At 60.8% G+C, this 25,542-nt stretch carries 27 protein-coding genes; 11 read left to right on the top strand and 16 right to left on the bottom strand.

Annotated features, from left to right (window positions below; genetic code table 11):
• Positions 1-33 precede the first annotated feature (33 nt).
• The 3 genes from fabI to fabA form a co-directional block, all read right to left on the bottom strand.
• Positions 34-846, bottom strand: coding sequence for an enoyl-ACP reductase FabI (gene fabI / locus NKJ35_RS01030; RefSeq protein WP_254816275.1), 813 nt, complete (start codon positions 844-846; stop codon positions 34-36).
• Positions 847-859: 13 nt separating this feature from the next.
• Complete coding sequence (fabB, locus tag NKJ35_RS01025; protein ID WP_352475968.1) at positions 860-2,080, bottom strand: beta-ketoacyl-ACP synthase I; 1,221 nt, start codon at positions 2,078-2,080, stop codon at positions 860-862.
• Positions 2,081-2,201: 121 nt separating this feature from the next.
• The gene (gene fabA, locus NKJ35_RS01020) at positions 2,202-2,720 is read right to left on the bottom strand and encodes a 3-hydroxyacyl-[acyl-carrier-protein] dehydratase FabA (protein WP_352506149.1); all 519 of its coding nucleotides are present in this window, start codon (positions 2,718-2,720) and stop codon (positions 2,202-2,204) included.
• A gap of 240 nt (positions 2,721-2,960) precedes the next feature.
• Between fabA and irrA the strand changes: the two genes are divergently transcribed.
• Positions 2,961-3,392 (top strand): iron response transcriptional regulator IrrA, encoded by a 432-nt coding sequence (irrA, locus tag NKJ35_RS01015; protein ID WP_023676913.1) that lies wholly within the window; start codon positions 2,961-2,963, stop codon positions 3,390-3,392.
• A 10-nt stretch (positions 3,393-3,402) separates the two neighbouring features.
• Entirely contained in the window at positions 3,403-3,564 is a 162-nt protein-coding gene (locus tag NKJ35_RS01010) for a hypothetical protein (RefSeq protein WP_352644393.1), read from the top strand.
• A gap of 81 nt (positions 3,565-3,645) precedes the next feature.
• Here NKJ35_RS01010 and NKJ35_RS01005 read toward each other — a convergent pair whose 3' ends face one another.
• On the bottom strand, positions 3,646-4,203 hold the full coding sequence (locus NKJ35_RS01005) for an SH3 domain-containing protein (protein ID WP_023676915.1): 558 nt from the start codon (positions 4,201-4,203) through the stop codon (positions 3,646-3,648).
• Between the two features lie 155 nt (positions 4,204-4,358).
• On the opposite strand from NKJ35_RS01005, the gene NKJ35_RS01000 reads away from it, so the two are divergent.
• On the top strand, positions 4,359-5,360 hold the full coding sequence (locus NKJ35_RS01000; protein ID WP_352644391.1) for a 2-hydroxyacid dehydrogenase: 1,002 nt from the start codon (positions 4,359-4,361) through the stop codon (positions 5,358-5,360).
• A gap of 65 nt (positions 5,361-5,425) precedes the next feature.
• On the opposite strand, the gene NKJ35_RS00995 is transcribed toward NKJ35_RS01000, so the two are convergent.
• The 12 genes from NKJ35_RS00995 to NKJ35_RS00940 all read right to left on the bottom strand — a co-directional run bounded on the left by NKJ35_RS00995 (position 5,426) and on the right by NKJ35_RS00940 (position 17,154).
• On the bottom strand, positions 5,426-5,914 hold the full coding sequence (locus NKJ35_RS00995; protein ID WP_352644389.1) for a GNAT family N-acetyltransferase: 489 nt from the start codon (positions 5,912-5,914) through the stop codon (positions 5,426-5,428).
• Positions 5,911-6,672, bottom strand: a complete 762-nt coding sequence (locus tag NKJ35_RS00990) for a molybdopterin-synthase adenylyltransferase MoeB (RefSeq protein WP_352644387.1) — start codon at positions 6,670-6,672, stop codon at positions 5,911-5,913. The genes NKJ35_RS00995 and NKJ35_RS00990 overlap by 4 nt, the downstream gene beginning before the upstream one ends.
• Positions 6,673-6,748: 76 nt before the next feature.
• Positions 6,749-7,897 carry a DNA replication/repair protein RecF gene (gene recF, locus NKJ35_RS00985; protein WP_352644385.1) on the bottom strand — a complete coding sequence of 383 codons (1,149 nt, stop codon included), beginning with the start codon at positions 7,895-7,897 and terminating at the stop codon, positions 6,749-6,751.
• Between the two features lie 26 nt (positions 7,898-7,923).
• Positions 7,924-9,042: a DNA polymerase III subunit beta gene (dnaN, locus tag NKJ35_RS00980; RefSeq protein ID WP_023676920.1), complete on the bottom strand. Its 1,119-nt coding sequence runs from the start codon at positions 9,040-9,042 to the stop codon at positions 7,924-7,926.
• Between the two features lie 199 nt (positions 9,043-9,241).
• The gene (dnaA, locus tag NKJ35_RS00975; protein WP_352644383.1) at positions 9,242-10,714 is read right to left on the bottom strand and encodes a chromosomal replication initiator protein DnaA; all 1,473 of its coding nucleotides are present in this window, start codon (positions 10,712-10,714) and stop codon (positions 9,242-9,244) included.
• 914 nt (positions 10,715-11,628) lie between these two features.
• Positions 11,629-11,895, bottom strand: a complete 267-nt coding sequence (gene rpsT / locus NKJ35_RS00970) for a 30S ribosomal protein S20 (RefSeq protein WP_023676922.1) — start codon at positions 11,893-11,895, stop codon at positions 11,629-11,631.
• Positions 11,896-12,054: 159 nt separating this feature from the next.
• A complete protein-coding gene (locus NKJ35_RS00965; RefSeq protein ID WP_254816283.1) occupies positions 12,055-12,828 on the bottom strand; it encodes an enoyl-CoA hydratase in 774 nt (257 codons plus the stop codon).
• A 24-nt stretch (positions 12,829-12,852) separates the two neighbouring features.
• On the bottom strand, positions 12,853-13,743 hold the full coding sequence (mutM, locus tag NKJ35_RS00960; RefSeq protein ID WP_352644381.1) for a bifunctional DNA-formamidopyrimidine glycosylase/DNA-(apurinic or apyrimidinic site) lyase: 891 nt from the start codon (positions 13,741-13,743) through the stop codon (positions 12,853-12,855).
• The gene (locus tag NKJ35_RS00955; RefSeq protein ID WP_352644379.1) at positions 13,736-14,977 is read right to left on the bottom strand and encodes a phosphopentomutase; all 1,242 of its coding nucleotides are present in this window, start codon (positions 14,975-14,977) and stop codon (positions 13,736-13,738) included. Before NKJ35_RS00955 ends, mutM begins: the two co-directional genes overlap by 8 nt.
• 390 nt (positions 14,978-15,367) lie before the next feature.
• Entirely contained in the window at positions 15,368-15,988 is a 621-nt protein-coding gene (locus NKJ35_RS00950) for a TadE/TadG family type IV pilus assembly protein (protein ID WP_352644378.1), read from the bottom strand.
• Positions 15,989-16,018: 30 nt separating this feature from the next.
• A complete protein-coding gene (locus NKJ35_RS00945; protein WP_352644376.1) occupies positions 16,019-16,579 on the bottom strand; it encodes a TadE/TadG family type IV pilus assembly protein in 561 nt (186 codons plus the stop codon).
• Positions 16,580-16,731: 152 nt separating this feature from the next.
• Positions 16,732-17,154: a pilus assembly protein N-terminal domain-containing protein gene (locus tag NKJ35_RS00940; protein ID WP_254816289.1), complete on the bottom strand. Its 423-nt coding sequence runs from the start codon at positions 17,152-17,154 to the stop codon at positions 16,732-16,734.
• A 343-nt stretch (positions 17,155-17,497) separates the two neighbouring features.
• On the opposite strand from NKJ35_RS00940, the gene NKJ35_RS00935 reads away from it, so the two are divergent.
• The 8 genes from NKJ35_RS00935 (at position 17,498) to NKJ35_RS00900 (ending at position 25,535) form a co-directional block, all read left to right on the top strand.
• Positions 17,498-17,668 carry a Flp family type IVb pilin gene (locus NKJ35_RS00935; protein ID WP_254816290.1) on the top strand — a complete coding sequence of 57 codons (171 nt, stop codon included), beginning with the start codon at positions 17,498-17,500 and terminating at the stop codon, positions 17,666-17,668.
• Positions 17,669-17,820: 152 nt separating this feature from the next.
• Positions 17,821-18,339 (top strand): A24 family peptidase, encoded by a 519-nt coding sequence (locus NKJ35_RS00930; RefSeq protein ID WP_352644374.1) that lies wholly within the window; start codon positions 17,821-17,823, stop codon positions 18,337-18,339.
• Positions 18,340-18,527: 188 nt separating this feature from the next.
• Positions 18,528-19,343: a Flp pilus assembly protein CpaB gene (cpaB, locus tag NKJ35_RS00925; RefSeq protein WP_254816292.1), complete on the top strand. Its 816-nt coding sequence runs from the start codon at positions 18,528-18,530 to the stop codon at positions 19,341-19,343.
• A complete protein-coding gene (locus NKJ35_RS00920; RefSeq protein ID WP_352644372.1) occupies positions 19,340-20,869 on the top strand; it encodes a type II and III secretion system protein family protein in 1,530 nt (509 codons plus the stop codon). The genes cpaB and NKJ35_RS00920 overlap by 4 nt, the downstream gene beginning before the upstream one ends.
• Positions 20,870-20,883: 14 nt before the next feature.
• Complete coding sequence (locus NKJ35_RS00915) at positions 20,884-21,618, top strand: CpaD family pilus assembly protein (RefSeq protein WP_352644370.1); 735 nt, start codon at positions 20,884-20,886, stop codon at positions 21,616-21,618.
• Between the two features lie 55 nt (positions 21,619-21,673).
• A complete protein-coding gene (locus tag NKJ35_RS00910) occupies positions 21,674-22,957 on the top strand; it encodes a CpaE/TadZ family protein (RefSeq protein ID WP_254816295.1) in 1,284 nt (427 codons plus the stop codon).
• A gap of 29 nt (positions 22,958-22,986) precedes the next feature.
• The gene (locus NKJ35_RS00905) at positions 22,987-24,492 is read left to right on the top strand and encodes a TadA family conjugal transfer-associated ATPase (RefSeq protein WP_352475953.1); all 1,506 of its coding nucleotides are present in this window, start codon (positions 22,987-22,989) and stop codon (positions 24,490-24,492) included.
• Positions 24,493-24,521: 29 nt separating this feature from the next.
• On the top strand, positions 24,522-25,535 hold the full coding sequence (locus NKJ35_RS00900) for a type II secretion system F family protein (protein ID WP_352644368.1): 1,014 nt from the start codon (positions 24,522-24,524) through the stop codon (positions 25,533-25,535).
• The last annotated feature ends 7 nt before the right edge of the window (positions 25,536-25,542 follow it).

Genomic DNA, 25,542 nt, shown 5'->3' with positions numbered 1-25,542 from the left:
GCTGCGGCGCAAGCCGGCGACACGTCGCTCGCGCTATTCCCGTCCGGCGTCAGTCTGCTTCAACTCGTCAAGCGTCGGCATGGACACGATGTGATAGCCGGAATCGACATAGTGGATTTCGCCGGTGACGCCGGACGACAGGTCGGACAGCAAATAGAGCGCGGAGCCGCCGACTTCGTCGATCGTCACCGTACGGCGTAGCGGCGAGTTGCGCTGCTGGTAGGAGAACATGTGGCGTGCGTCGGAAATCCCGGCGCCCGCAAGCGTCCGTACCGGTCCCGCCGATATGCCGTTCACCCTGATGCCGCGCGGGCCGTAGTCGTTGGCTAGATAACGGACGCTGGCCTCCAGCCCGGCCTTGGCAACACCCATGACGTTGTAGTTCGGCATGACGCGAACCGAACCCGCATAAGTCAGCGTGATCATCGAGCCGCCGTCCTTCATCAACGTGGCGGCGTGGCGGGCAACCTCGGTGAAGGAATAGCAGGAGATCACCATGGTGCGGATGAAATTGTCGCGGCTGGTGTCGGCGTAGAGGCCTTTCAGCTCGTTCTTGTCGGAAAAGCCGATGGCGTGAACGATGAAGTCCAGCCCACCCCATGCCTTGCCCAAGGTCTCGAAAGTTGCGGCGACCGATGCGCTGTCCTCGACGTCGCAAGGCACCACCAGCGAAGCGCCCAGCTTCTCGGCGAGCGGCTTGACCCGGCGTCCGAAGGCGTCGCCCTGATAGGTGAAGGCGAGTTCCGCGCCATGTTCGGACAGTTTGCGGGCGATACCCCAGGCAATGGAATGATCGTTGGCGACACCCATGACAAGCCCGCGCTTGCCCTTCATCAATCCGTCCATGGTCGGCAAATCCTTATGCGGAATAGCGCTGGAAAATCAGCGTAGCGTTGGTGCCACCGAAACCGAACGAATTGGACAAAACAGTGTCGATCCTTGCGTCGTCGATGCGCTTGCGCACGATCGGCATGCCTTCGAATTCCGGATCGAGGTTCTCTATATGGGCGCTCTCGCCGATGAAGCCGCCTTGCATCATCAGGATCGAGTAGATCGATTCCTGCACGCCGGCCGCACCTAGCGAATGGCCGGTCAGCGATTTCGTCGATGTGATGAAAGGCATCTCCTCTCCGAACACCTCGCGGATGGCGCCCATTTCCTTGGAGTCGCCGACCGGCGTCGAGGTGCCGTGCGTATTGATGTAGTCGACTGGTGAAGTGACGGTCGCCATTGCCTGTCGCATGCAGCGTGCCGCGCCTTCGCCCGATGGCGCCACCATGTCGTAGCCGTCCGATGTGGCGCCATAGCCGACGATCTCGGCATAGATCTTGGCGCCGCGCGCTTTTGCGTGCTCGAGCTCTTCAAGAATCAGCACGCCGGCGCCGCCGGCAATGACGAATCCGTCGCGATCGACGTCATAGGCGCGGGAGGCGACCGATGCCCTGTCGTTGAACTTGGACGACATGGCACCCATGGCATCGAAGAGATCCGACATCGTCCAGTCGAGATCCTCATGGCCGCCGGCGAAGACGATGTCCTGCTTGCCCCACTGGATCAGCTCGTAGCCATTGCCGATGCAATGCGCTGACGTCGAGCAGGCCGATGAGATGGAATAGTTGACGCCGTGGATCTTGAACCAGGTGGCAAGCGTCGCCGACGCGGTCGACGACATCGCTTTTGGCACCGCGAACGGGCCGATCCGCTTGGGGCTGCCGTTTTTGATCGTGGTCTCGGCCGCCTCGACGATTGCACGGGTCGACGGTCCGCCGGAGCCCATCACGATGCCGGTGCGCTCGTTGGTGATGTCGGTCTCGTCGAGGCCGGCATCTGCGATCGCCTGGTCCATCGCGACATGGTTCCAGGCAGCACCCTGCGACAGGAAGCGCATGGCGCGACGGTCGATCATGCCCGATGGATCCAGCGTCGGCGCACCCCACACCCGGCAACGGAAGCCATGCTCGGCGAAAGAGTCGGAGAAGCTGATGCCGGATCTGGCATCGTGCAGCGAGGTCTGCACCTCGTTGGCATTATTGCCTATCGACGACACGATGCCGAGACCTGTGACTACGACCCGTCTCATTCGCAACTCCTTCCAGCGCGGACCGAAACCTGAAATCGATTTCCGGAACGGAACCATGCGCAAAATTAAAGTGCTACAGCGTCCTTTGGACGTCCAAGACGTGGCACTGTAGGGTCTTCGTTCAGACGGCGGCCGATTGCTTGGAAAGACCGACCTTCAGATCCGTTGCCGCATATATGGGCTCGCCATCTGCCTTCAGCCAGCCATCGGCGATACCAAGCACAAGCCGACCGCGCATCACCCGCTTGAAGTCGACGCCATACTCCACCTTCTTGACCGTTGGCGTGACCATGCCTTTGAACCTCACCTCACCGGTCGACAGTGCCATCCCCTTGCCGGGTTCACCGAGCCATCCGAGATAGAACCCCGTCAACTGCCACATGGCGTCCAGGCCCAGGCATCCCGGCATGATCGGATTGCCGATGAAATGGCAGGCGAAAAACCACAAATCCGGCTTGATGTCGAACTCCGCGCGGATGAAACCCTTGTCGAACGCACCGCCAGTTTCGCTGATCTCGGTGATGCGGTCGAACATCAGCATCGGCGGATAGGGCAGCTGCGCATTTCCCGGTCCGAACAGCTCGCCGCGGGCGCAGGCAAGCAATTCCTCGTAACCGTAGCTGGATTTCGAACCCGCCATCAATCTCGTCCCCGTGATCGTCCCGGGCGAAAGGCGCCCTTGTCGGTGGTTTCCTAACACAATCTGTTTCAGGCCGGAAACCGGCGTTTGCGCTTAACCTGCCCGTCTGCCCGGGTCAATGCGCGCTATTGATCGCATTCGGTCGACAGAATATATGTCAGGACACGTCCAGTTTCGGCAGATGCTCAATTTCTGCCATTTTGGACGTGTCTGAGGCGCAACTGTGAGCGCGACGGATAGATGGATCTGGGTTGCCGGAAGGATAATGTCGCTGTGGACAAGCGGGTTCGCGAGGCCGGTCTGAGGCCGACACGCCAGCGCATCGCGCTGGCCGATCTGCTTTTCGCCAAGGGCGACCGCCATCTTTCGGCCGAGGAACTGCACGAGGAGGCGCTTGCCGCCGGCGTGCCGGTGTCTCTGGCCACCGTCTACAATGCTCTGCACCAGTTTACCCAGGCCGGTCTTCTGCGCATCCTTGCCGTCGAGGGATCGAAGACTTATTTCGACACCAACACCTCCGATCACCATCATTTCTATATCGAGGGCGAAAACAGGATCTTCGATATCGACAGCGGCCCGGTGACGGTTTCCAACTTGCCGGAACCGCCGGAAGGCATGGAGATCGCCAATGTCGATATCGTGGTGAGACTGCGTCCGAAACGCTGCGACTGACCGGCGCCTTATGAAATTCCTGGATTTGACGCTCCGGCTCGAATGGGTCGCAGTCGCGGTGGCGGCTTTTGTCTTCTATGCGATCGCTGGTGTTCCTGGTGGTTGTTTGGGATATGGCTTGAAGCTGTCGAGCAGTTTCCAGGATACCCATCTCGGCCGCATCGGCCGCTAAACCATCCCCGAACCGAAGATCAGCGAAACAAGTGCCGGATCCGGTGCTTGCCGTGCTGGCCCGACCTGCGGTCCAGAAACGTCAGTTCTTGACCTTTTCGCCGGGATAGGCACCCCAGACGAGCGACTGCGCGAGCCAGCCGGTATGACCGTCGAAGGTCATTTCGCACCACTGGCCATCGCAGGACTTGATCGTGCCCATCACCCCCGGTTCGAGGATCGCGATGACGCCAGCATCTTTTGCCGGATCGTCCAGGAGGTTGACGCGAGCGTCCTTGCCGCGCTGCCAGGGGGCGACGATCGCCGTACGGCGGCCCGAAAGCAGCGACTGATTGATCCAGCCTTCCGAGCCGTCGGCATCGCGCACACGGCGCCACGTATCGAACTCCTGGATGATCTCCATCGGCAGGCCTGGCTTCATATACATCCAGTCGACGGAATAATTGACGCCCGGCCCAACGCGCGAGTTGACGCGGCCGGATTTCAGGCTGACGAAGCGCGGCAGCGGCAAGCCGCTTGGTCCGAGCGTGACGCTCTGGGCGGGTGCCGCGGCACTTTGCGCCATCACCAGTGGGCTATGGATGAGAGCGCCGAGGAATGCTGCACTGAGGGTCAGGCGGAGCGACGCGAAACCAGACACTTTCGTTCCTTTCGGCGCCGGCCCATCGGCCTTCGCCCCTTTTTCTTTGTCTTCGGCGGAACCGCTTGTTACATGAATGACCGGTACCGCGATCGGCTCTCAGTTTCGCCGTTCTTGGTTAAAGAGGTCTCAACGAGATCGGGTTCGAGGAAACAATGGCAGGCAAAAAGAAGCCCCTCGTCATCATCACGCGCAAATTGCCCGACCCGGTCGAGACCCGCATGCGCGAGTTGTTCGACGCCCGCTTGAATGTCGAGGACAGGCCGATGACGCAGCCGGAATTGGTGGCGGCGGTCAAGGAGGCCGACGTGCTGGTGCCGACCGTGACCGACAATATCGATGCGGCGCTGATTGCCCAGGCTGGCGACAACCTCAAGCTGATCGCCAATTTTGGCAACGGCGTCGACAAGATCGATGTTGCGGCAGCGGCCAAGAAAGGCATCACCGTCACCAACACGCCGAACGTGTTGACCGAAGATACGGCCGACATGACCATGGCGCTAATGCTGGCCGTGCCGCGGCGGCTGGCCGAAGGCGCCAACGTGCTGACCGGCGACAAGAAATGGGCGGGCTGGTCGCCGACTTGGATGCTCGGCCGGCGCATCTGGGGCAAACGGCTCGGCATTGTCGGCATGGGTCGCATCGGCACCGCCGTCGCCAGGCGCGCCAAGGCCTTTGGCCTCTCGATCCACTACCACAACCGCCACCGCGTGCTTCCGGCAATCGAGGACGAGTTGGAAGCGACATATTGGGAAAGCCTCGACCAGATGCTCGCCCGCATGGACATTATCTCCGTCAATTGCCCATCGACACCGGCAACCTTCCACCTGCTTTCGGCGCGGCGGCTGGCGCTTCTGCAACCGTCAGCTTACATAGTCAACACCGCGCGCGGCGATATCATCGATGAGGAATCGCTGGTCAAGCTCATCCATGACGGCAAGATCGCGGGCGCCGGCCTCGACGTCTACGAGCACGAGCCGGCGCTGAACAGCAAGCTGCTGAGACTTGCCCACAAAGGCAAGGTCGTGCTGTTGCCGCATATGGGCTCGGCGACCCTCGAAGGCCGTATCGACATGGGCGAGAAGGTAATCATCAACATCCGCGCCTTCTTCGACGGTCATCGCCCGCCCGACCGCGTGCTGCCATTGAGGGCGTGACCTGCCGTCACACCGGCACCGGTCTTGCCGCGGCAACCGCGTGTTCGTCGTTGGATAGCGTTGGCTTACCAAAGGGCCTTGCGCATGGTGATTGAGGTCGGTCGGTCGTAGCCCTTGTGCGCTGTCCGTTCGGTTTCACGAAAACCGAGGCGGGCAAAGGCTGCGTGATTTCCGGTCAGCTCGATCCGGGTCTGGAGCTCGATGGCGGTCCTGTTATGGCCGCGGGCGAGATCTTCGACGGCCTGCAGCAGCTGTTTTCCAATGCCTTGTCCCTGAAGAACCGGCTCGACCGCGAGCTTTCCAATATAGAGGTCGTCTGCGCGCTTCAGGACGAAGACGCAACCGACGATCTCGTTTTCCTTCAGGGCCAGGAATGCTGTCTCCTCCAGCGCTCTAGCCCTGAGATTTTCAACGGTAAGTCGATGCGCCGAGGACGGCGGGTCAATGACGCCGTCCATGAAGGCGAAGGCGCGCAGGACAAGGGCCAAGAGCTCGGCCCAACGGTCGAAATCGGCCGCAAGCTGCACAATGGAGACCTCGGCAGGCTGGCTCACGGGCTGGTTCGCTTGTAGCGGATCGTATCGAAGCGTGCGGCCAGCGCATCGTAGAGCAGCAGTCGCCCGACCAGCGGCTCGCCAATCCCGGTGATCAGCTTGATCGCTTCCATTGCTTGCAGCGTGCCGATGACCCCGGTCAGCGCGCCGACAATGCCGGCCACCGCGCAGGACGGCACCAGTCCCGGCGGCGGCGCCTCGGGAAAGAGATCGCGGTAGCTTGGGTTCAACGTGCCGTCCGGGCCGGTTTCGAACGGCTTCAGCACGGTGACCGAGCCGTCGAAGCGGCCAACGGCGGCATGCACGAGCGGCCGGCTTTCGGCGGCGCAGGCGTCGGCCACTGCGTAGCGTGTTTCGAAATTGTCGGAGCCGTCAACGACGATGTCATAACGGGCGATGAGGGCAGGGGCGGTGTCTGCGGTCAGCCTGAAATTGTGCTCTTCCACCACGACGTTTGGATTGATGCGGCTGATCGCAGCCTTGGCACTGTCGGTCTTTGCCATGCCGACCATGTCCGTGCCGTGGATCACTTGTCGTTGCAAGTTGGAAAGGGAGACACTGTCGTCATCGACGATACCGAGCGTGCCAACGCCCGCAGCGGCGAGATATTCGAGCACCGGCGCACCCAATCCGCCGGCGCCGATGACCAGCACCCGCGCCCGCTTTAGCCGCTGCTGGCCGGCGCCGCCGATTTCGGGCAGCACTATGTGGCGGGCGTAGCGTTCGAGCTCTTCGTCGGTAAGGGCGGCTGCGATCATCCCCGGACCTTATAACGGAGGAAAAAACTTGTCAGGCATCAATACGTGCCACTCAGCAATGCGCCATGGCCGAAGGTCAAATGGTCGGCCTGACCTTACCGTGATCTACGGTCAGGAACTGCGCTCGTCCCTTGAGGCTGTCAAACAACGCGGCATCGGTCCCGGTCATGAAGGCCTGGCAGTTCAGTTCCTCCAGGATCGAGAACAAGGCCGCCCGTCGACCGCCGTCGAGATGGGCGGCAATCTCGTCGAGCAGCAGGATCGGCGTCATGCCCGATATTTCGCCGGTTAGCCGCGCATGCGATAAGACGATGCCGACCAGCAGCGCCTTCTGCTCGCCGGTCGAACAGAGCTCGGCTGGCATCGCTTTGGGCCGGTGGCGCACCACGAGGTCGGTACGGTGCGGGCCGTCGAGCGTGCGCCCGGCGGTGCGGTCGCGGTCGCGCCCCTGGGCAAGGGCGTGACGGAACCGTTCCTCGACGTCGACGGCCGGTAAAACACCGATTTCGCCTTCCAGTTCGCCCGAGATGCCGATGTCGGCTTGCGGAAACGGTCCGTCGCCGGGCAGCCGGTCGATCATGGCGGCGAGCAGGCGCACCAGTTCGGCACGCGCCGCGGCAATTGCCACGCCGGTCTCGGCCATTTGCATCTCGATTGCATCGAACCACGCACTGTCGCGCGAACCGTCGGCGAGCAGCCTGTTGCGGCCGCGCATTGCCTTTTCGTAGTCAAGCGCGCGCTGGCCGTGGCCGGGATCGATCGCAAGCACCAGCCGGTCGAGGAAGCGCCGACGATCGGCCGCCGGCCCGGGGAACAGGCCGTCCATAGCCGGTGTCAACCAGACCACGCGCAGCCATTCCAGCATGTCTTCGGCTGAGCGTGCCGCCGCGCCGTTGATCCGCACTCGCCGGCCGCCTTCGCCGTCGCTGCCCGCTATTCCGGTACCGATCTCGACCTGGCCTTCCGGCCCGTCAAGCCGGGCATGCAGCGCAAAGCCACCGTCACCGCCTTCGCGCGCCACCTCGGCATAGGGTGCGCGGCGCAAGCCGCGGCCAGGCGTGAGCAGCGAGATCGCTTCAAGCAGATTGGTTTTTCCGGCGCCATTGTCGCCGGAAAAAACCACGGCGCCGGGATCAAGGTCGATTGCCAACGCCGCATAGTTGCGGAAATTCGTAAGCGTAAGCTTACTTATGTAGGTCTGCTGCGGTTTTGCAAATTTGGTCACGACAGCAAGATGGCCCCGTTCGGGCCCTACACCCGCATCGGCATCAGCACGTAGAGCGCGGTCTCGTCGGCCATATCGTGGATCAGCGTCGGGGAACCGGCATCCGCCAGCATGAACTTCGCCTCCGTGCCGGTCAGTTGCGCGGCAACGTCGAGCAGGTATTTGGCGTTGAAGCCGATCTCGATCGGATCAGACGAATAGTCGGCCGCCAGTTCCTCGGTGGCACTGCCCGAATCCGGGTTGTTGACCGCAAGCGTGACCTGTCCTTCGGCGATCGAAAGCTTCACCGCCCGGCCGCGTTCGGACGAAATGGTCGAAACGCGATCGACGGCAGCGGCGAAACTCTGGCGATCGATAATCAGCTTCTTGTCGTTGCCGGTCGGAATGACGCGCTGGTAGTCCGGGAAAGTGCCGTCGATCAGCTTGGAGGTCAAGATAACGCTGCCGATGGTGAAACGGATCTTGGTGTCGGACAACTCGGTGGTGACTGCAACATCGGGATCGTCGACCAGCTTTTGCAGTTCGCTGACCGTCTTTCGCGGGATGATGACGCCAGGCATACCCTCAGAGCCTGCCGGCGCATCGATCTCGGCGCGCGCCAGCCGGTGGCCGTCGGTCGCGACAGAGCGCAGCTTCAGCTTGCCGCCGGCCTCGTGCGTGTGCAGATAAATGCCGTTCAGATAATAGCGCGTCTCCTCGGTCGAGATGGCGAACTGGGTCTTTTCGATGAGGCCCTTTAGTCCGACGGAATCGAGCCGGAAAATATGCGAGAACGACCCGGCTGAAAGTTCGGGAAAGTCGGACTGCGGCAGGCACTGCAGGCGGAAGCTCGAGCGCCCCGACGTCACCGTCATGGCGTTGCCGTCTTCGTCGGTCTTCAGCGCCACCTCCGCGCCGTCGGCAAGCTTACGCACGATGTCGTAGAGCAGATGCGCCGGGACCGTTGTCGCCCCGCCGCGTTCGACCTTTGCCGGCGTCGCTTCGGTCACCTCCAGGTCGAGGTCGGTCGCCTTCATTTCAAGGCTGGCCCCCTCGGCGCTGAGCAGCACATTCGACAGGATCGGAATGGTGTTGCGCCGCTCGACCACGCGGTGAACATGGTTGAGAGACTTCAGGAGATTTGACCGTTCCAGGATAACACGCATGACGAAACAGGCTCGCTTGAATGAATGAACGGGTCTCCGGCAAGCGGCGCCCCGCGAAAGGTCTGAACAGGCTCAGAATCTGCGTAAACTGACAGGAAAAACCCGGCAAACGCAAGCCCGCGCCACCGGTTCGGACCGGCTGCGCGGGCCTTCTGGGGATAAAAAGGCCGAAGTTCGCGAGCCGGCGTTTCTCGGGCCATCAGGCCTGGTCGTTGATCAGCCTTCTCAGCAATTCGAGTTCCTGCGCCAGTGTGTTGTCGGCACCGGAAAGATCCTCGATCTTGCGCACCGCATGCAGCACGGTCGTATGGTCGCGGCCGCCGAACCGCCGCCCGATCTCCGGGAGCGAGCGCGGCGTCAAAACCTTCGACAGATACATAGCGACCTGCCGCGGCTTGACGATGGTGCGTGTGCGCCGGTTGGACAGCAGTTCGGTCTTCGACACGTTGTAGTGGCGCGCGACGATGCGCTGGATGTCCTCGATACGCACCCGCTTCGGTTCACCCGAACGATAGATGTGGCCGAGGATCTCGTCGATGCGGTCGATGGTGATCTGCGGTTCGAAGGATTGGCGAAACAAAAGCTGGTTGAAGGCACCTTCGAGCTCGCGCCCGCTGCCGGTCACCGTGCGGGCGACGTGGTTGAGTATCTCTTCGGAAATATCCAGCGACGCATCGTCGAGCTTGGCGGTGGCAAGCCTGAGCTTGAGCATACCGATGCGCATGGCGAAATCCGGGGCTGACATTTCCAGCGCGACGCCGCCGTTGAGGCGCGAGCGGACGCGAGGCTCCAGCGACTCCAATTCCGACGGCGGCCGGTCGGCAGCGACCACCACTTGCTTGGCGCTGTCGAGCAGCATGTTGATCAAATGGCAGAATTCGTGCTGGATCGACTTGCCCTGCAGGAACTGCATGTCGTCGATGATGAGGAGATCGATGTCGCGCAGCTGTTCTTTCAGCGTCAGTGCGTTGTTGTCGCGGATCGCGGTGGCGAACCGCCACATGAAATACTCAGCCGTAAGATAGACGACCCGCGATTTCGGATTCTGCTTCAGCGATTCTGCGGCGATCGCCTGCAACAGATGCGTTTTGCCCAGCCCGACCGTCGCGTGAAGAAAGAGCGGATTGAAACGCACCGCGCTCGACTGCGATTCCGCGACCGCCTTGGCGGCGGCAAAAGCCACTCGGTTCGATGGTCCTTCGATGAAGGAGGTGAAAGTGTAGCGTGGATCGAGCGGCGAACCGAGAACATTGTGCCGGAACTCGGTTTCTGCCGGCATCCCCGGGCGGGGTGTCGGGACCCGTTCGACCCTGCTGGGGCTCGCCGTGCCCGCAGAGAGCGCGGTTTGCGTCTGCCTGGTCATCTTGCGCGCCGGCGCCACTTCTGGCTCGACGCTGTTGCGGCCCTGCCGTGTGGCGGTGCGAACCACGATCTCGATCTTGAGGATCTCCGGATCCTCGTGCTTCCACAACTCGGTGATGAGATCGAGATAGTGGCCGTTGATCCATGAACGCAGGAATGCGGTTGGCACTGAGATGCGGACAATGCCCTTAGAGGATTCAGCGACCTTCATGCGCCCGAACCAGCTCGAATAGACCTCGGTTCCCAGACGCGCCTTCAAGTGGGCCTTGACCCGATCGAACTTCTGTTCAGCTTCATTGGAAGCCGCCATGTCGTTCCTTCCGACTAACGTTCCAGGAAATGGGAGGTCGCCTGTAAGCTCCCTTTCGATGCCGCCGCTCTGCATGATCGAGTTCCTTGTCTCTTGTACCTGTTTTCCGCCGGGGATGCGCCTCCTGCATCCATGTTTCCGGCGACCGTGTCTTCGCTGCGACACCATCGCCGCCGCCGGCTGATGAATCGCCTCGTTGTCGGTCCGGCGCCGAAGCGCCGATCCGCGTTGGTCATGTCAGGGCAACAAAATGCCGTCCGGCGAAAAACCGCCGGCGCACCGTCGACCTGCCATGTACAATTACGCCAGTCCCCTACCGTATCGAAAAGACAAACCAACCCCGTCCGCGGAGTTGAATCCGCGCTGTAAACTCTGCCAATTTGAGCTGGCCGGTTTCAGGCTGGTCAAGGGCCAAGGGCCCATCCCTTCGATGGACAGACATTACCGAAATCGCTGTGGATAGGGCAAGGCCACCCCTAACGGATTTTTAAGGAATCTGACTAGCAAGGGACGTTTCGAACGCCATGCTGCAATAGTTGATTTTGACAAAGCCATTGTGATTCAAACCCTTTTCCGGCGAATATGAAAAAGGCCACACAACGCGAAATTTTCTGAAATAATTCACTTGACAGCCAATTGTCGCCTATCGGCCGCAGCTGATGTGAACAAGCTGTGGATCACCATCGGTAAGCTTCTGAAAGGAAACGGTAATCCGTGACGCTCGGAAATTTTCGTATTGGCGGTTTCGGAGGCTCCGAATATAAGCGGGCATGTATATGCCGGCAAAGCATTTCGAACTTTGAAATGCTCGCGGAGCGCCATTTTGCGGGCTTTCTTTTAAGTACTTGCCGGCAAACGAAAAAACCCGGCGCGATTGGCCGGGTTTGAAGTAGCGCAGTTCAGGAATGGATATATCAGGCTGACAGCACCTTGACCCGTTGGGCCAACCGCGACACCTTGCGCGATGCCGTGTTCTTGTGCACCACGCCCTTGGTCGCGGCGCGCATCAGTTCCGGCTCGGCCACCTTGAAGGCAGCTTGTGCGGCCGCCTTGTCGCCAGCCGCGAGCGCCTCTTCGACCTGGCGGATGTAGGTTCGGACGCGGGAGCGGCGGTTCTTGTTGATCGCTGCGCGACGGGCGATCTTGCGCGTTGCCTTTTTGGCCGAGGAGGTATTGGCCATGGTGCCTCTCTTCTGATCTGGTGGGCGCTTGCGGGATACCGCGGGGCGCAAAAAACAAACGGGCAGCCACAGGGCCGCCTCGGTTGGTGCGGCTTATAGTTCAGCTTTTCCGGCACGTCAACGCTGCAGTGCTTTCTTTTTGACCGGTGCCTCGTCATCTCATCGGTTAGTGAAATTCGGCTTCCGCTTGCCGGTGAAGGCCGCCATGCCTTCCTTCTGGTCATCCAGCGCAAACAGCGAATGAAACAGCCGGCGCTCGAACCGCAGACCCTCGGTGAGCGTCGTCTCATAGGCGCGGTTGACGGCCTCCTTCGCCATCATCACCGACGGCAAGGAAAAATCGGCGATCTTCGCTGCTGCCTTAAGCGCTTCCTCGATCAACTCGCCGGCTGGCACGACGCGCGAGACAAGGCCGGAACGCTCGGCCTCGGCTGCGTCCATCATTCGTCCCGTCAGGCACATATCCATTGCCTTCGACTTGCCGACAAAGCGGGTCAGGCGCTGCGATCCGCCCATGCCGGGCATGACGCCCAGCGTGATCTCGGGTTGGCCAAACTTGGCGGTGTCGGCGGCGATGATGAAGTCGCACATCATCGCCAGTTCGCAGCCGCCCCCCAGCGCATAGCCCGCCACCGCCGCGATGATCGGCTTTCGTGCCCGCGTAAATTCTTCCCAGCCGACGAAGAAATCCTGCACATAAGCATCCACGTAGGAGATCGACTGCATTTCCTTGATATCGGCACCTGCCGCGAAAGCCTTCTCCGAACCAGTGATGACCATGGCGCCAATGTCGGCATTGGCGCCCATGCTGTTCACCGACGCGACCAGTTCCGCCAGCACTTGTGAATTCAGTGCGTTGAGCGCCTGCGGCCGGTTCAGCGTAATCAGCCCGACCTTGCCGCGGGTTTCGACGATGATGGTTTCATAGCCCATGCTTTGCTCCTCCTCGCTTCTGGTTTAAGCCTGACAGGCCCGGCAATGGAAAGTCGAACGACCGCTTTGCACGATGCGCTCGATGTGGCCGCCACAACCAGGCTTGGAGCAGGCTTCCCCCTCGCGATCGTAAACCGCGAAGGAATGCTGGAAGTAGCCCAGCGATCCATCGGTCTGCATATAATCGCGCAACGACGAGCCGCCGGCGGCGATCGCATCGGCGATGACCGAGCGGATTGCTTCGGCCAGACGTTCGCTCTGCTCTTTGGCTTTCTTGCCGGCTCTCGCGAGGGTGCCCGCTTCGCGCAGCGGCGACAGGCCGGCCCGCCAAAGCGCTTCCGAGACGTAGATATTGCCCAGCCCGGCAATTAGCCTCTGGTCCAGAAGTGCCGCTTTCAGCGGTGACTTGCGACCTTTCAGCAACGAAGCGAGCAGCGTGCCGTCCAGTGCGTTGCCTGTAGGCTCGACGCCTAATCCGGCCAGCATCGGATGCATGTCGGGCTCGCCTTCCGAAAACAGCATGAACCCGAAGCGGCGCGGGTCGTTGAAGATCACGCGAGAGCGGACGCCGGCAGGGGATGCGATGTCGAAGACGACGTGATCGTGAGCAGTGTTTTTCGAACGTTCGTGGTGGAACGTGCCGGGCGTTGCGCTCTCGTCGGCCGTTTCGATGCGAAACGAACCCGACATGCCGAGATGGCAGATCAGAACCGGGCCGTTGTCCATGTGCATTGTCAGATATTTGGCACGGCGGCCGAGCGCCGCAATCGTCTTGCCGGTCAGCCGCTCCGAAAATTTCACGGGGAACGGAAACCGCAAATCCGGCCGGCGTGCCTCGACACCGACAATGCGGGCACCTTCAAGGGCCGGCTGCAGACCGCGCCTGACCGTCTCTACCTCCGGCAGCTCAGGCATGGCCGCCTATCATCGCATGGAAGGAGGTGCCGTAAGGGCCGCGCGCCAGCCCGAGATGTTCGGCCACGGTTTCGCCGATGTCGGCAAATGTCATCCTCAGTCCGATGTCTGCGCCTTTGAAACCCGGCCGTGTCCCGATAACCGGAATCCGCTCGCGCGTGTGGTCTGTGCCGCGCCACGTCGGATCGTTGCCGTGATCGGCGGTCAAAATGAGCAGATCGCCTGACCTCAGCCGTGCGAATGCCTCGGGCAGGCGCCGGTCGAACGCCTCGAGCGCGGCGGCATACCCCGCAACGTTGCGCCGATGCCCGAACTCGGTGTCGAAATCGACAAAGTTCGCGAAGACGAGGTCGCCGTCGCGGGCGTCTTCCATGGCGCCAAGCGCTTTGTCGAACATCGCCATGTTGCCGGCAGCCTTGCGGACTTCCGAGATGCCCCGGTGGGCGAAAATGTCGCCGATCTTGCCGACCGCGATAACCGGGCTGCCGCGCGCCGTCAGACGGTCGAGCAGCGTCGGTTCCGGCGGCGGTACGGCATAGTCGCGACGATTATGCGTTCGCTCGAACGTGGCGGCGGTTTCACCGATGAACGGCCGTGCTATGACGCGGCCGATATTCAGCGGATCGACGAGCCTGCGCACCACCTTGCAGAACTCGTAAAGCCGTTCCAGGCCGAAATGAACCTCATGCGCGGCGATCTGCAGGACGGAGTCGATCGAGGTGTAGCAGATCGGATTGCCGGTCCGGATATGGTCTTCGCCGAACCGTTCGATGATTTCGGTGCCCGGAGCATGGCAATCGCCGAGGATGCCAGGCACCTTCCCTTCACGCACCATTGCTTCGGTCAACTCGGCCGGAAAGGCCGGAAGCGTGTCCGGGAAGTAACCCCAGTCGAAACGGACCGGCAGGCCGGCTATTTCCCAATGGCCCGATGGCGTGTCCTTGCCGCTCGAGACCTCTTGGGCCGCGCCGTGAAAGGCGGCGGCAAGCGGCGCACTGCCGACATTCTCGAACCTGAAACCCGTCGCCGTTGCCGCGGCCTGGCCGAGGCCGAGCGAAAGCATGTTTGGTACAAGAAGGGGCCCGTCACGCAGGCCTTCGCGATCGGCGCGGCCTTCCGCGCAGGCCCGTGCGATGTGTGCGAACGTATTGGAGCCGGTGTCGCCATAGCGTTCGGCATCGGCCGCGCCGCCGATGCCGAAGGAGTCGAGGACAAAAAGGAAGGCGCGTGCCATCGAAAGGTTCATCATTGCCTGTGTGTTGGCTCAGACATAGGGTTCCGCGTCGCCATTGGCAATTCGGAAACCCAAACAGCACGGTTGGCATGCTGGTCCCGGAGAGACGAATCGCGGCATGGTCGATCTGCGGATGGAAATGCGCGGCGCGGAGCTCGCATGAGGCTTGCCCTGACAGCATTCGCCGCCGTACTGGCTTTGCTGCTGGAGGGGTCTTGCGCAAACCTGGCGCGCGCCGATTGGCGCTATGTTATCGGAACGTTCCGTATCGGTATCGTCGCCGAACCGTTGCCGGTCCGAGGGACGATGTGCCGGCTGCAGCCATCGTGCGTCTAGTCTCGGCCCGCGGTTGCAACCAATAGCAACAGACCGGTTAGCGGGCTTCAGGCGTCAGCAATCGCTGCACGGAATGGTCGGGCTCCTGCGCGGCCGCAGATAATAAGTTTCCGCAATCGATATCGAATTGAAGACCGAGCTCAACCCGAACCGGCTTTGGCCGTCCGCCGACCAGGTGATGATTGGCTTGTAGGCGAGATCACTCTCGACCCGAATGAGGAAAGTGCCTTTGATCTTGAGCGCGCTCGGGACCGTTGTGGTGGAATCCTTGACCGCGTCGACACTAGAGACGCCATCCACCAGTTTGCGCGACCACACGACCAGGACTTTCGGCGTCGTCTCGTTCGTCACCTGTATCGCCGTGATAATGATCTTCGGTTTCGAGCGGTTGTAGGGCTGGAGCGTGGAACTGCCGATCGCCATGATGGCGTCGACATCGGCCGCCTTGATGGTCTGCTGCTGTGTGACGAGGTCCGCTACCATGCTGCCGATGCGGCTGACCTTCTTGCTGGTCTCGATGGCTTGCGAGGCCTCCATTGTCATAAAGTACATGATCAACAGGACAGGCACGATGAGGGCAAACTCGACGGCCGCAATACCGCGGCGGTCGGAGCAAAGCCGGACTGCTCTTGTACAAATCCCTGCGATGCCCAACTGTGCCCCCGCACGAATCATGGCTTTGCCCTTTTCAAGCGACTAGGTGGTTCAGTTGTCGAAAGGCTCGTTCTGCCAAGTGATCGAGGCAAAATGCAGCGTTTTGCCGTCCTTCAGATTGGCCATCGACTTGGCCATGAAGTCGGTCATCACCGGCCATTTGTAAAAAACCCGCAGCATGTTTCTCGACTCCGCCAGGCCCGGTGCGACCGTGAAGGTCTGTGTGCTCGTGCCCTTGGTCAGCACGACGTCGCCATCCTGGATCTTGAAACCGGCCAGCGCCGCATCGGCGAAGGTCGGATATTCGCGCAAGTCCACCAGCAATCCGGGACAGGTCTTGGCGACCATGATCTCCAATTTGGCGCAGATCATATCCCGCAGCTTGGTCCCGGAGACGTCCGCCGGCCTTAGCTGGCCGGTACGCAATTGGCGCGCGATGTCGTCTGTGGCGTTTGCCATCACTTCCTGTGCGGCAAATGAAATGCAGCTCTCCAGTATGGCGAATACAAGAAGCGCGAAAGGAATTGCAAGCATGGCGAATTCGATCGCCGTGCTTCCGCGGCGGTCGCCCAAAAACCGTCTTGGAGAACCTGCTCGTCCTGCCTTGCTCATGTCCTCTGCCCGCCGATGCCGCTTCTGTATCGGTCCCACCCTTAGTCGGAACCGATTGAAGTCCGGTTGGAATGACCGTTAAATTCAACGGGAAGGCCTTAACCCGGCCATAACCGAAGCACGTTCTCGCCAAAGACGGAGACGTCGGCTAGCTAATGCCCGGCGCTCATCTCGGCTTCAGAGGCCTTCTCGGCATCGCTCTTATACGAGCTTTCGCAATACGGCGCGCAGGACATCGTCTGCACTTCGGCGCGTCGATAGATGCGCACCGACGCCGCCGCCTGGCGCACGACGGTTATCTGCTCATCGACGATCGGGTTGCCCTCCTGATCGAGGACGACAAGATTGGTGACGCCAAATCCCTTGCCGGTCAGTACGATCGTCGATGCGTCCTGCACGGAGGCGTCGGCGATCGCCGGATTGCCGACGACAATCGTATCGGCGGCGCGCGACAATTTGATGATCTTTGCCTGGTTCATCGTTACCTCGATGCCGGCGCCGGCCTTGGCTGGAAAGGCGAAAGCCGCTGCGGCACAAAGCACGGCAACTGGAAATGATGATCTCGGCCCGGCCATTGAGGCGTCCCCTGGCAAACTGTTCAACGGAACATGAACGAGATTGGTGAACCAACCGTTAAGCGGCTGGAGTCCAGGATCAAGCCGGAACCGGCATTGGGCCTAGCCGGCACGGCTGGAACGTCTTTGCCGAATTGCGCCTTTTGCGCCTTTTGTCGGCCCGGGGTCCTAGCGGCGGGTATTTTAGTTCTGGGTTAACCACGCAATGCCATCGAAGCGGGAAAGGAATCGGTAAGCCTGTTTATTAAGCCGATTGAAACAGCTTCTCCTTAGATTCGCAGTATCCGATCAGCCACCAAGAGAAGTTGACGGAAGTGCTGTAACAATTGGAGTAGGAGCTCAAATGTCTAACCTCATCGCACGTTTTGTGAAGGACGAATCCGGCGCGACCGCTATCGAATACGGTCTGATCGCCGCTCTCATCGCGCTCGCCATCATGGTCGGCGCCACCTCGCTCGGCACCGCGCTGAACGCCAAGTTTGACAAGATTGCCACCAAGGTCAACGCTTCGTAAGCAACAACATTCCGTTGCTTCCCAATAAGGGCCGCCGCACTGGCGGCCCTTATTTAGTCCTACGCATGATTTTGAACTTTAGACCTCATCAATCGTTAATCGAACATACCTAGGCTGGGACCAGGTACAGTTTGACCACAGGCGCCATGCCCATGCTTGAAGCCGTGATCTTCGTCGTCTTTCCATTCTGCATGCTTTTTGCCGCGATCTCCGACATGCTGTCGATGACGATCGCCAATCGCGTGCCTGTGCTGCTCGTCGTTGTCTTTGCCTTGGTTGCGCCCTTGACCGGCATGAACTGGGCCACCTATGGCGGGCACTTCGCCGCTGGCGGCCTGGTTCTTGTAGTGACATTCGGCCTGTTCGCGCTTGGCGGCATGGGCGGCGGCGACGCCAAGCTCTTGGCCGCCACTGCCGTGTGGATGGGACTGAATATCCATCTCGTCGAGTATCTCGTCACCTCGACATTCATCGGCGGTCTGCTGACCCTTGCCATCCTCGCCTATCGAAAATCGCTGCTTGCCGCCGTCACAAGCCACAATCGGTTCCTGCGCCATTTCGCCGATGAGGCGACCGGCGTTCCGTACGGCATTGCGCTTGGCATTGGCGGTCTGCTCACCTATTCCGACTCACCGTTGATGGCCTGGGCGCTTACCAGGCTGGCGGGCTGAATTTCGCTTTACGCCATTGGCGCCGAGCAGGCGAATTGGCCACGTTTTCCTTCGGGCCAGAGTTGTCGCTCTAATTTATGTAAACCTTAAATTAATCACGATCGTAAGTATAACATTAACCTTGTTTTGACGATTGCCGCTGCAAAGTCCGGCTTGGCTAGTGGTTTGCCAAGGCGAGGTTCGGACAGATGCCAGCATCCCGATTAATTATTCTAGGCGTGGCGATAGCCGCGGCCGGCGGTGCAGGCTATGTCGCGAAGAACATGGTTGTGGCTCCGCCGCCTCCGGTTGTCGATTCCGGTCCTCAGGCGCCGGCGATCGCGCTGCAGGATGTGCTTGTTCTTTCCGGCGACGTTCCGATGGGCAGTCCGCTTGAAAACAACATTTCCTGGGAGTCATGGCCGTCCGCCGGCATCAACGCAAATTTCATCACCCGCGCTGCCGAGCCTGAAGCGCTGGACAAGCTGAAGGGCGCCGTCGCCCGCGTGGCGCTCTATGCCGGCGAGCCGCTGCGCCGCTCGAAGCTGATCGGTGAAGGGCAAAGCTTCATGTCGTCGATCCTGCCCTCCGGCATGCGGGCTGTCGCCACAAGCATTTCGGCCGACACCTCGGCCGGTGGCTTCATTCTTCCGAACGATTTCGTCGACGTCATCATGACCCGCAGAACCGATGCCGCCAATGGCGGTGGTCCGGGCTTCACGACCGAAACTATCCTCAAGAACATTCGTGTCCTGGCGATCGACCAGACCATTCAGGAGGATGAGGAAGGCAAGAAGACCAGAGTCGGCCAGACCGCCACCCTGGAGCTGACGCCGCAGCAGTCCGAGATCATCACCGTCGCACAGCAGATGGCGGATCGCCTGACACTGGCGCTGCGCTCGATCAAGGACAGCCAGGACAAGAATGTGGGCGAGGCCGACTACCTGGTTTCCGGCAATGGTCGGCGCGGCACCGTGCGGTTGATCAAGTCGGGCGAAGTTTCCGAGGTGGGGGCAAGGAAATGAGGCTAAAAACCAAACTGCCGCTCACCCTGGCTGTGGCGATCGGCCTGTTTCTCCTTGGAACGAATGCATATGGCATCCTCGATGCCAGTGCGGCGGGCAATGCCAGGGTCACGGCTTCGACCGCCACCCAGCGGGTCAAACTCGGACTCAATAAATCGGTGGTCATCGACCTGCCGAGCGATGCCTATGATATTCTCGTCGCCAACCCCGCTGTAGCCGACGCAGTGACCCGCACCGCCCGCCGCATCTATCTGTTCGGAAAGGCGGTCGGCGAGACCAACATCTTCGTGTTTGGCCCGAATGGCGAGCAGATCGTCAGCCTTGACCTGGCGGTCGAACGCGATGTTGCCGGGCTGGAGGATTATATCAAGCGCTTCATCCCGTCATCGACCGTTAAAGTCGAACTCCTGAACGATAATGTCGTTCTGACCGGAACCGTGGACACTCCTCTGGACGCCAAGCGCGCGGCCGATCTGGCAAACATCTTCGTGTCCGGCGGCGAGGCGACCACGGGTCAATATTCGCAGACCGCTGCCGGCGGTTCGGCCGAAGCCGGCGTCGCCATCGACAACCCGGATGCCGAGCGCCGCGTCAGCCAGATCGTCAACCTGCTGCAGATCATCGGCGACGACCAGGTGACGCTGAAGGTGACGGTTGCCGAGGTCAGCCGCACGGTGATGAAGCAGCTCGGCGTCAACATGGTCGGCAACGGCAGCAGCAACGGCATCAGTTGGAGCGCTCTCACCACGCCCGCATACGGATTGGGAAAGCCACTGTCGCAATATTCGGGGGCCGCGATCGGCAGCTCAACTCTTCAAGCGTACATAAACGCCATGGAGCAAAGCGGTGTCATGAAAACGCTGGCCGAGCCGACTCTCACCGCCGTTTCCGGCGAGAAGGCGACCTTCAAGGTCGGCGGCGAATTCAATATCATCACCGGCCGAACAAGCAACGTTTCAAACGACAATCAAACTGGCCAGATTACCTACGAGCACGAACGCCTTGAATATGGAATTGGGCTCGAATTCCAGCCGGTCGTGCTCTCGGCGGGCCGCATCAGCCTGAAAGTGAGGACGTCGGTTTCGGAACCTACGACCGAAGGCGCCGCAGTGCTGGAAGGAGCCGGCGACTTGCCCGGCACCACTTTTCTGTCGATCCGCAAACGCCTGGCCGACACCACGGTGGAGTTGCCCTCCGGCGGTTCCATGATGATCGCGGGCCTTGTCCGCGACGACATCAGGCAGGCGGTTGCCGGGCTGCCCGGCCTGACCAAAATACCGGTGCTAGGCACGCTGTTCCGCAGCAGGGATTTCGTCCGCAACGAGACCGAACTCGTCATCATCATCACGCCCTATCTGGTGAAGCCGGTGGCGCGCAACGATCTTGCCAAGCCGGATGACAATTTCAACGCAGCCAGCGATGGCGCCGGCATGTTCCTTGGCCGCGTCAACCGCGTCTACGGCACCATGCAGACCGACAAGCCCAACGGCCGCTATCACGGCGTTGTCGGCTTTATCTACAAGTAAGCGGGGAAGTCGACATGTCTCAGGCAGTATCGAAGGCAAGGGCGGTCACCGCGATACAGTCCGTTCATTCGCGGATCTGGCGGCCGGCCGTTCCGATCATAGCGATCGCGATGGTGGCATCACTGGCCGGCTGCGCCAATCGCGACAGCGTCACGGTCGGTGCCATACCGGACGACTATCGCACCACGCATCCTATCGTCATCGCCGAGAAGGTCCAGAAGATCGACCTTCCGGTCGGCGCCGGCGACCGTGGCATGACCAGATCCCAGCGTGACACGCTCCTGGGCTTTCTCAACGGATACGACAGGAGCGCGGCTCCGGTGCTGACGATCGAGATTCCGAGCGGCTCAGCTAACGAAATCGCAGCGGCCGCGGCCGGCCGCGATTTCGCCAGGCTCGCCATAGCCAGCGGCATCAGCCGGAAGCGGATCGCCATGCGGTCCTATCAGTCTGTTTCAGCCGAAGCGTCCGCACCGGTCCGCGTTGCCTATGTCTCGGTGAAGGCTCAGACGGATAAATGCGGGCGCTGGCCCGAAGACCTGCTGCAGACTTCGGAAAACAAGCACTATGCCGATTTCGGCTGTTCGTATCAGAACAACCTGGCTGCCCAGATGGCCAATCCGTCCGATCTGATCGGGCCACGCAAACCGTCGCCGATCGACGCGGAAAATCGCGGCGCGGTGATCGACGTCTATCGTGACAGGGGTATTTCGGACGAATTCCTCGGCAATTCGGAAGTCGATTATTAACGAGTGTTGAGGCTCAACAAACTCTAAGCCGCGCAAGTCACGGAAAGTGATGACAATGAGCAATCTTGCCTATGACACAGAGGTACCGGGCGGCGAAACCTCGGAGCAGGATATTGCCGCGATGCAGGCGTTGCGGCCGATCCCGCGCATTTCGATCCAGGCATTTTGCGAGACCGAAGGCGTAGCCAATCCGGTCGAGCGCGCCGGCGAGGATCGCCGCATGGCCAAGGCCCATCTGAAGGTGCATATGGGGGGCATCCCCACCGCTATCGAATTCTATCAGTCGGCGCCGACACCGAACCTGATCCTGCTTGAATCCCGCAGCGAGCCGAAGCTGTTGCTTGAACAACTCGCCCAGCTCTCCGAGCATTGTGACCCGACCTCCAAGGTGGTGGTTGTCGGCCACTACAACGATGTCGGCCTGTATCGCGAACTCATTCGTTCGGGCATCTCCGAATATGTCATCGCGCCCGTATCGATGGCCGACATCGTCAGCGTGGTGTCTTCGATCTTCGTTGATCCGGAAGCTGAGCCGATCGGCCGCTCGATTGCGTTCATCGGCGCCAAGGGCGGCGTCGGCTCCTCGACCATAGCCCATAATGTGGCCTGGGCCATGTCGTCCCTTTTCAAATCCGAAGTGGTTGTCGCCGATCTCGACCTCGCCTTCGGAACGGCCAATATCAACTTCGACCAGGACCCGGCCCAAGGCATTGCCGAGGCGGTCTTCTCGCCGGAACGCGTCGACGAGGTCTATCTCGACCGACTGCTCGCCCAATGCGCCGAGCACCTGTCGCTGCTTGCGGCCCCTTCGACCCTGGAGCGGGTCTACGATTTCGATCCCGACGCTTTCACCCAGCTTATCGACATAGCCCAGCGTAGCGCGCCGCTCCTCGTGCTCGATGTTCCCCACTTGTGGGCGGGCTGGACCAAGAACACGCTGGTCAAGGCCGATGAGATCGTCATCACGGCGACGCCCGAACTGGCCAATCTGCGCAACACGAAGAACCTGGTCGACATGCTGAAGCGGCTTCGTCCGAACGATCCTGCGCCAAAGCTTGTGATCAACCAGGCCGGTGTGCCGAAGCGTCCCGAGATTACGCCGTCCGACTTCTCCGAATCCCTCGGCCTTTCGCCGATGTCAGTCATCCCGTTCGAGCCGCTTTTGTTCGGAAATGCTGCCAATAACGGACGTATGCTTGGTGAAATGGATGCCAAGAGTCCGGTCGTCGCCACGATCAACGAGATCGCCCATGTGCTGACAGGGCGCAGCGAAATCAAGGTGAAGAAAAAGGCTGGCCTCGGCAACCTGATAGGCAAGCTTTCGCGCAACAAGAAGTGATGCCTCAGCGGTGGAATTGGTAAGCGATCATGTTTGGTAAAAGAGGCAGCGACGACGGCAACCGGACCATCCCGGAATTCCGTCAGCCCGCACCCGCAGCTGCTGCGCCGGCTGCCGCGAACCCCATGGAAGCGGCTATAGCTGCCAGACCCGCGACGCTGCCGCCGTCCGGCGCGCCTGCAGCGCAGGTTCGCCGTGCAGTCGAGCCGCCGCCATTGGCGCCGGAGCCGAAAACTATCCAGCGCCAAAAGAGCGAAACCTACTACGACACCAAAAGCCAGGTCTTCGCCGCACTGATCGACACGATCGACCTGTCGCAGCTGGCCAAGCTCGATCCCGAAAGCGCGCGCGAGGAAATCCGCGACATCGTCAACGACATCATCGCGATCAAGAATTTCGCGATGTCCATCGCCGAGCAGGAAGAGCTTCTCGAGGACATCTGCAACGACGTTTTGGGCTACGGGCCACTGGAGCCACTGCTTGCGCGCGACGATATTGCCGACATCATGGTCAACGGCTCCAAGAACGTTTACATCGAAGTCAACGGCAAGGTCGAGCAGACCGGCATCCGGTTCCGCGACAACCAGCAGCTCCTCAACATCTGCCAGCGTATCGTCAGCCAGGTCGGCCGCCGCGTCGATGAATCAAGCCCGATCTGCGATGCCCGTCTTCCTGATGGCTCGCGTGTCAACGTCATCGCACCGCCCCTGGCTATTGACGGCACCGCACTTACCATCCGCAAGTTCAAGAAGGACAAGCTGACGCTCGACCAGTTGGTCAAGTTCGGCTCGATTTCGCCGCAAGGGGCCGAGATTCTCAAGATCATCGGCCGTGTCCGTTGCAACATCGTCATCTCGGGCGGAACCGGCTCGGGCAAAACGACGCTGCTCAATTGCCTGACCAACTATATCGACCGGGAGGAACGCGTCATCACCTGCGAGGACTCGGCTGAGCTGCAATTGCAGCAGCCGCATGTGGTGCGTCTCGAAACCCGCCCGCCCAACCTCGAAGGCGAGGGCGAAGTGACCATGCGCGACCTGGTCAAGAACTGTCTGCGCATGCGGCCCGAACGCATTATCGTCGGCGAGGTGCGCGGACCCGAAGTGTTCGACCTGCTGCAGGCGATGAACACTGGCCATGACGGCTCGATGGGCACGATCCACTCGAACAGCCCGCGCGAATGCCTCAACCGTATAGAGTCGATGATCGCCATGGGCGGCTACACGCTGCCGCAAAAAACCGTGCGCGAAATCATCGTCGGCTCCGTCGACGTGATCATACAGGCTGCACGCCTGCGCGACGGATCGCGGCGCATCACCCACATCACCGAGGTGATCGGCATGGAGGGCGACGTCATCATCACCCAGGACATCGTCCTCTATAACATCAAGGGCGAGGACGCGAACGGCAGGCTGCTGGGCGAGCACGTGTCGACCGGCATCGGCCGTCCGCATTTCTGGGAGCGCGCCCGCTACTACGGTGAGGAGCAGCGCCTCGCCGTTGCGCTCGAGGCAATGGAGAAGCGCGCTGACTGATCCGTCCGGAAACGTGGGGGCCAGGATCGATGTTCGGAATTGACGGCACCGTATTGGCATTCGTCGTGCTCGCCGGCTTCAGCGCCGGCGCTGTGGCCTATGCTTTCCTGTTCAACCGGATCAGCACCGAGAAGCAGGTCGGCAAGCGGCTTGAATCGATCAAGACCGCCGAGACGGATCGTTCCGTCGTCAAGGCTTCGCGCGATCGCGTCGCGGAAGCGGCCAAGCGTCGCAAGTCCGTCCAGGATTCGCTGAAGGATCTCGATCAAAAGCAAAAGTCCAATCAGAGCCTGGTCAAGAAACCACCGCTGAAGATCCAAATCCGTCAGGCCGGCATGAAGATCTCGCTCGAGCGCTTTTATGTCTACTCGGCGGTCTGCGGCGTCGTCTTGACGGCTCTTATTTATTTCATCGGCGCACCGCTGCTGGTCTTGCCGGCTGCGCTGCTGGTCGGCGTCTTGGGTTTGCCACGCTGGTTCGTCTCGTTTCGCCGCGGGCGCCGCGTCAAGGCGTTCCTCAACGAATTTCCGAACGCGCTCGATATCATTGTGCGTGCGGTAAAATCCGGCCTGCCGCTGAACGATGCCGTGCGCCTGATCGCCAACGAATCCCCCGAGCCGGTCAAGACCGAGTTCCGCCGCATCGTCGATTCGCAGCAAATGGGTTTGTCGATCCCCGACGCGGCCATGCGCATGCCAGAAACGATGCCGTGCACCGAGGCGAGCTTCTTCGGCATCGTCATCCAGATCCAGTCTCAGGCCGGCGGCAATCTTTCCGAAGCGCTGGGCAATCTTTCGCGCGTGCTTCGCGATCGCAAGAAAATGAAAGCCAAGGTCCAGGCGTTGTCCATGGAAGCCAAGGCATCCGCCGTGATCATCGGCGCGTTGCCTTTCGTCGTCGCCTGTCTCGTCTATTTGACGAGCCCGAACTACATCATGCCCCTATTCACCACCAGCACCGGCCATCTGATCCTCGGTTGTTCCGGCATCTGGATGTCGATGGGCATCCTGGTAATGCGCAAAATGATGAATTTCGAAGTTTAGGACTCGC

Source organism: Mesorhizobium sp. M0136 (assembly GCF_040322515.1).
GTDB lineage: Bacteria > Pseudomonadota > Alphaproteobacteria > Rhizobiales > Rhizobiaceae > Mesorhizobium.
The sequence above is the reverse complement of the archived record's forward strand: the minus strand, read 5'-3'. Positions and strand labels throughout refer to the sequence as shown.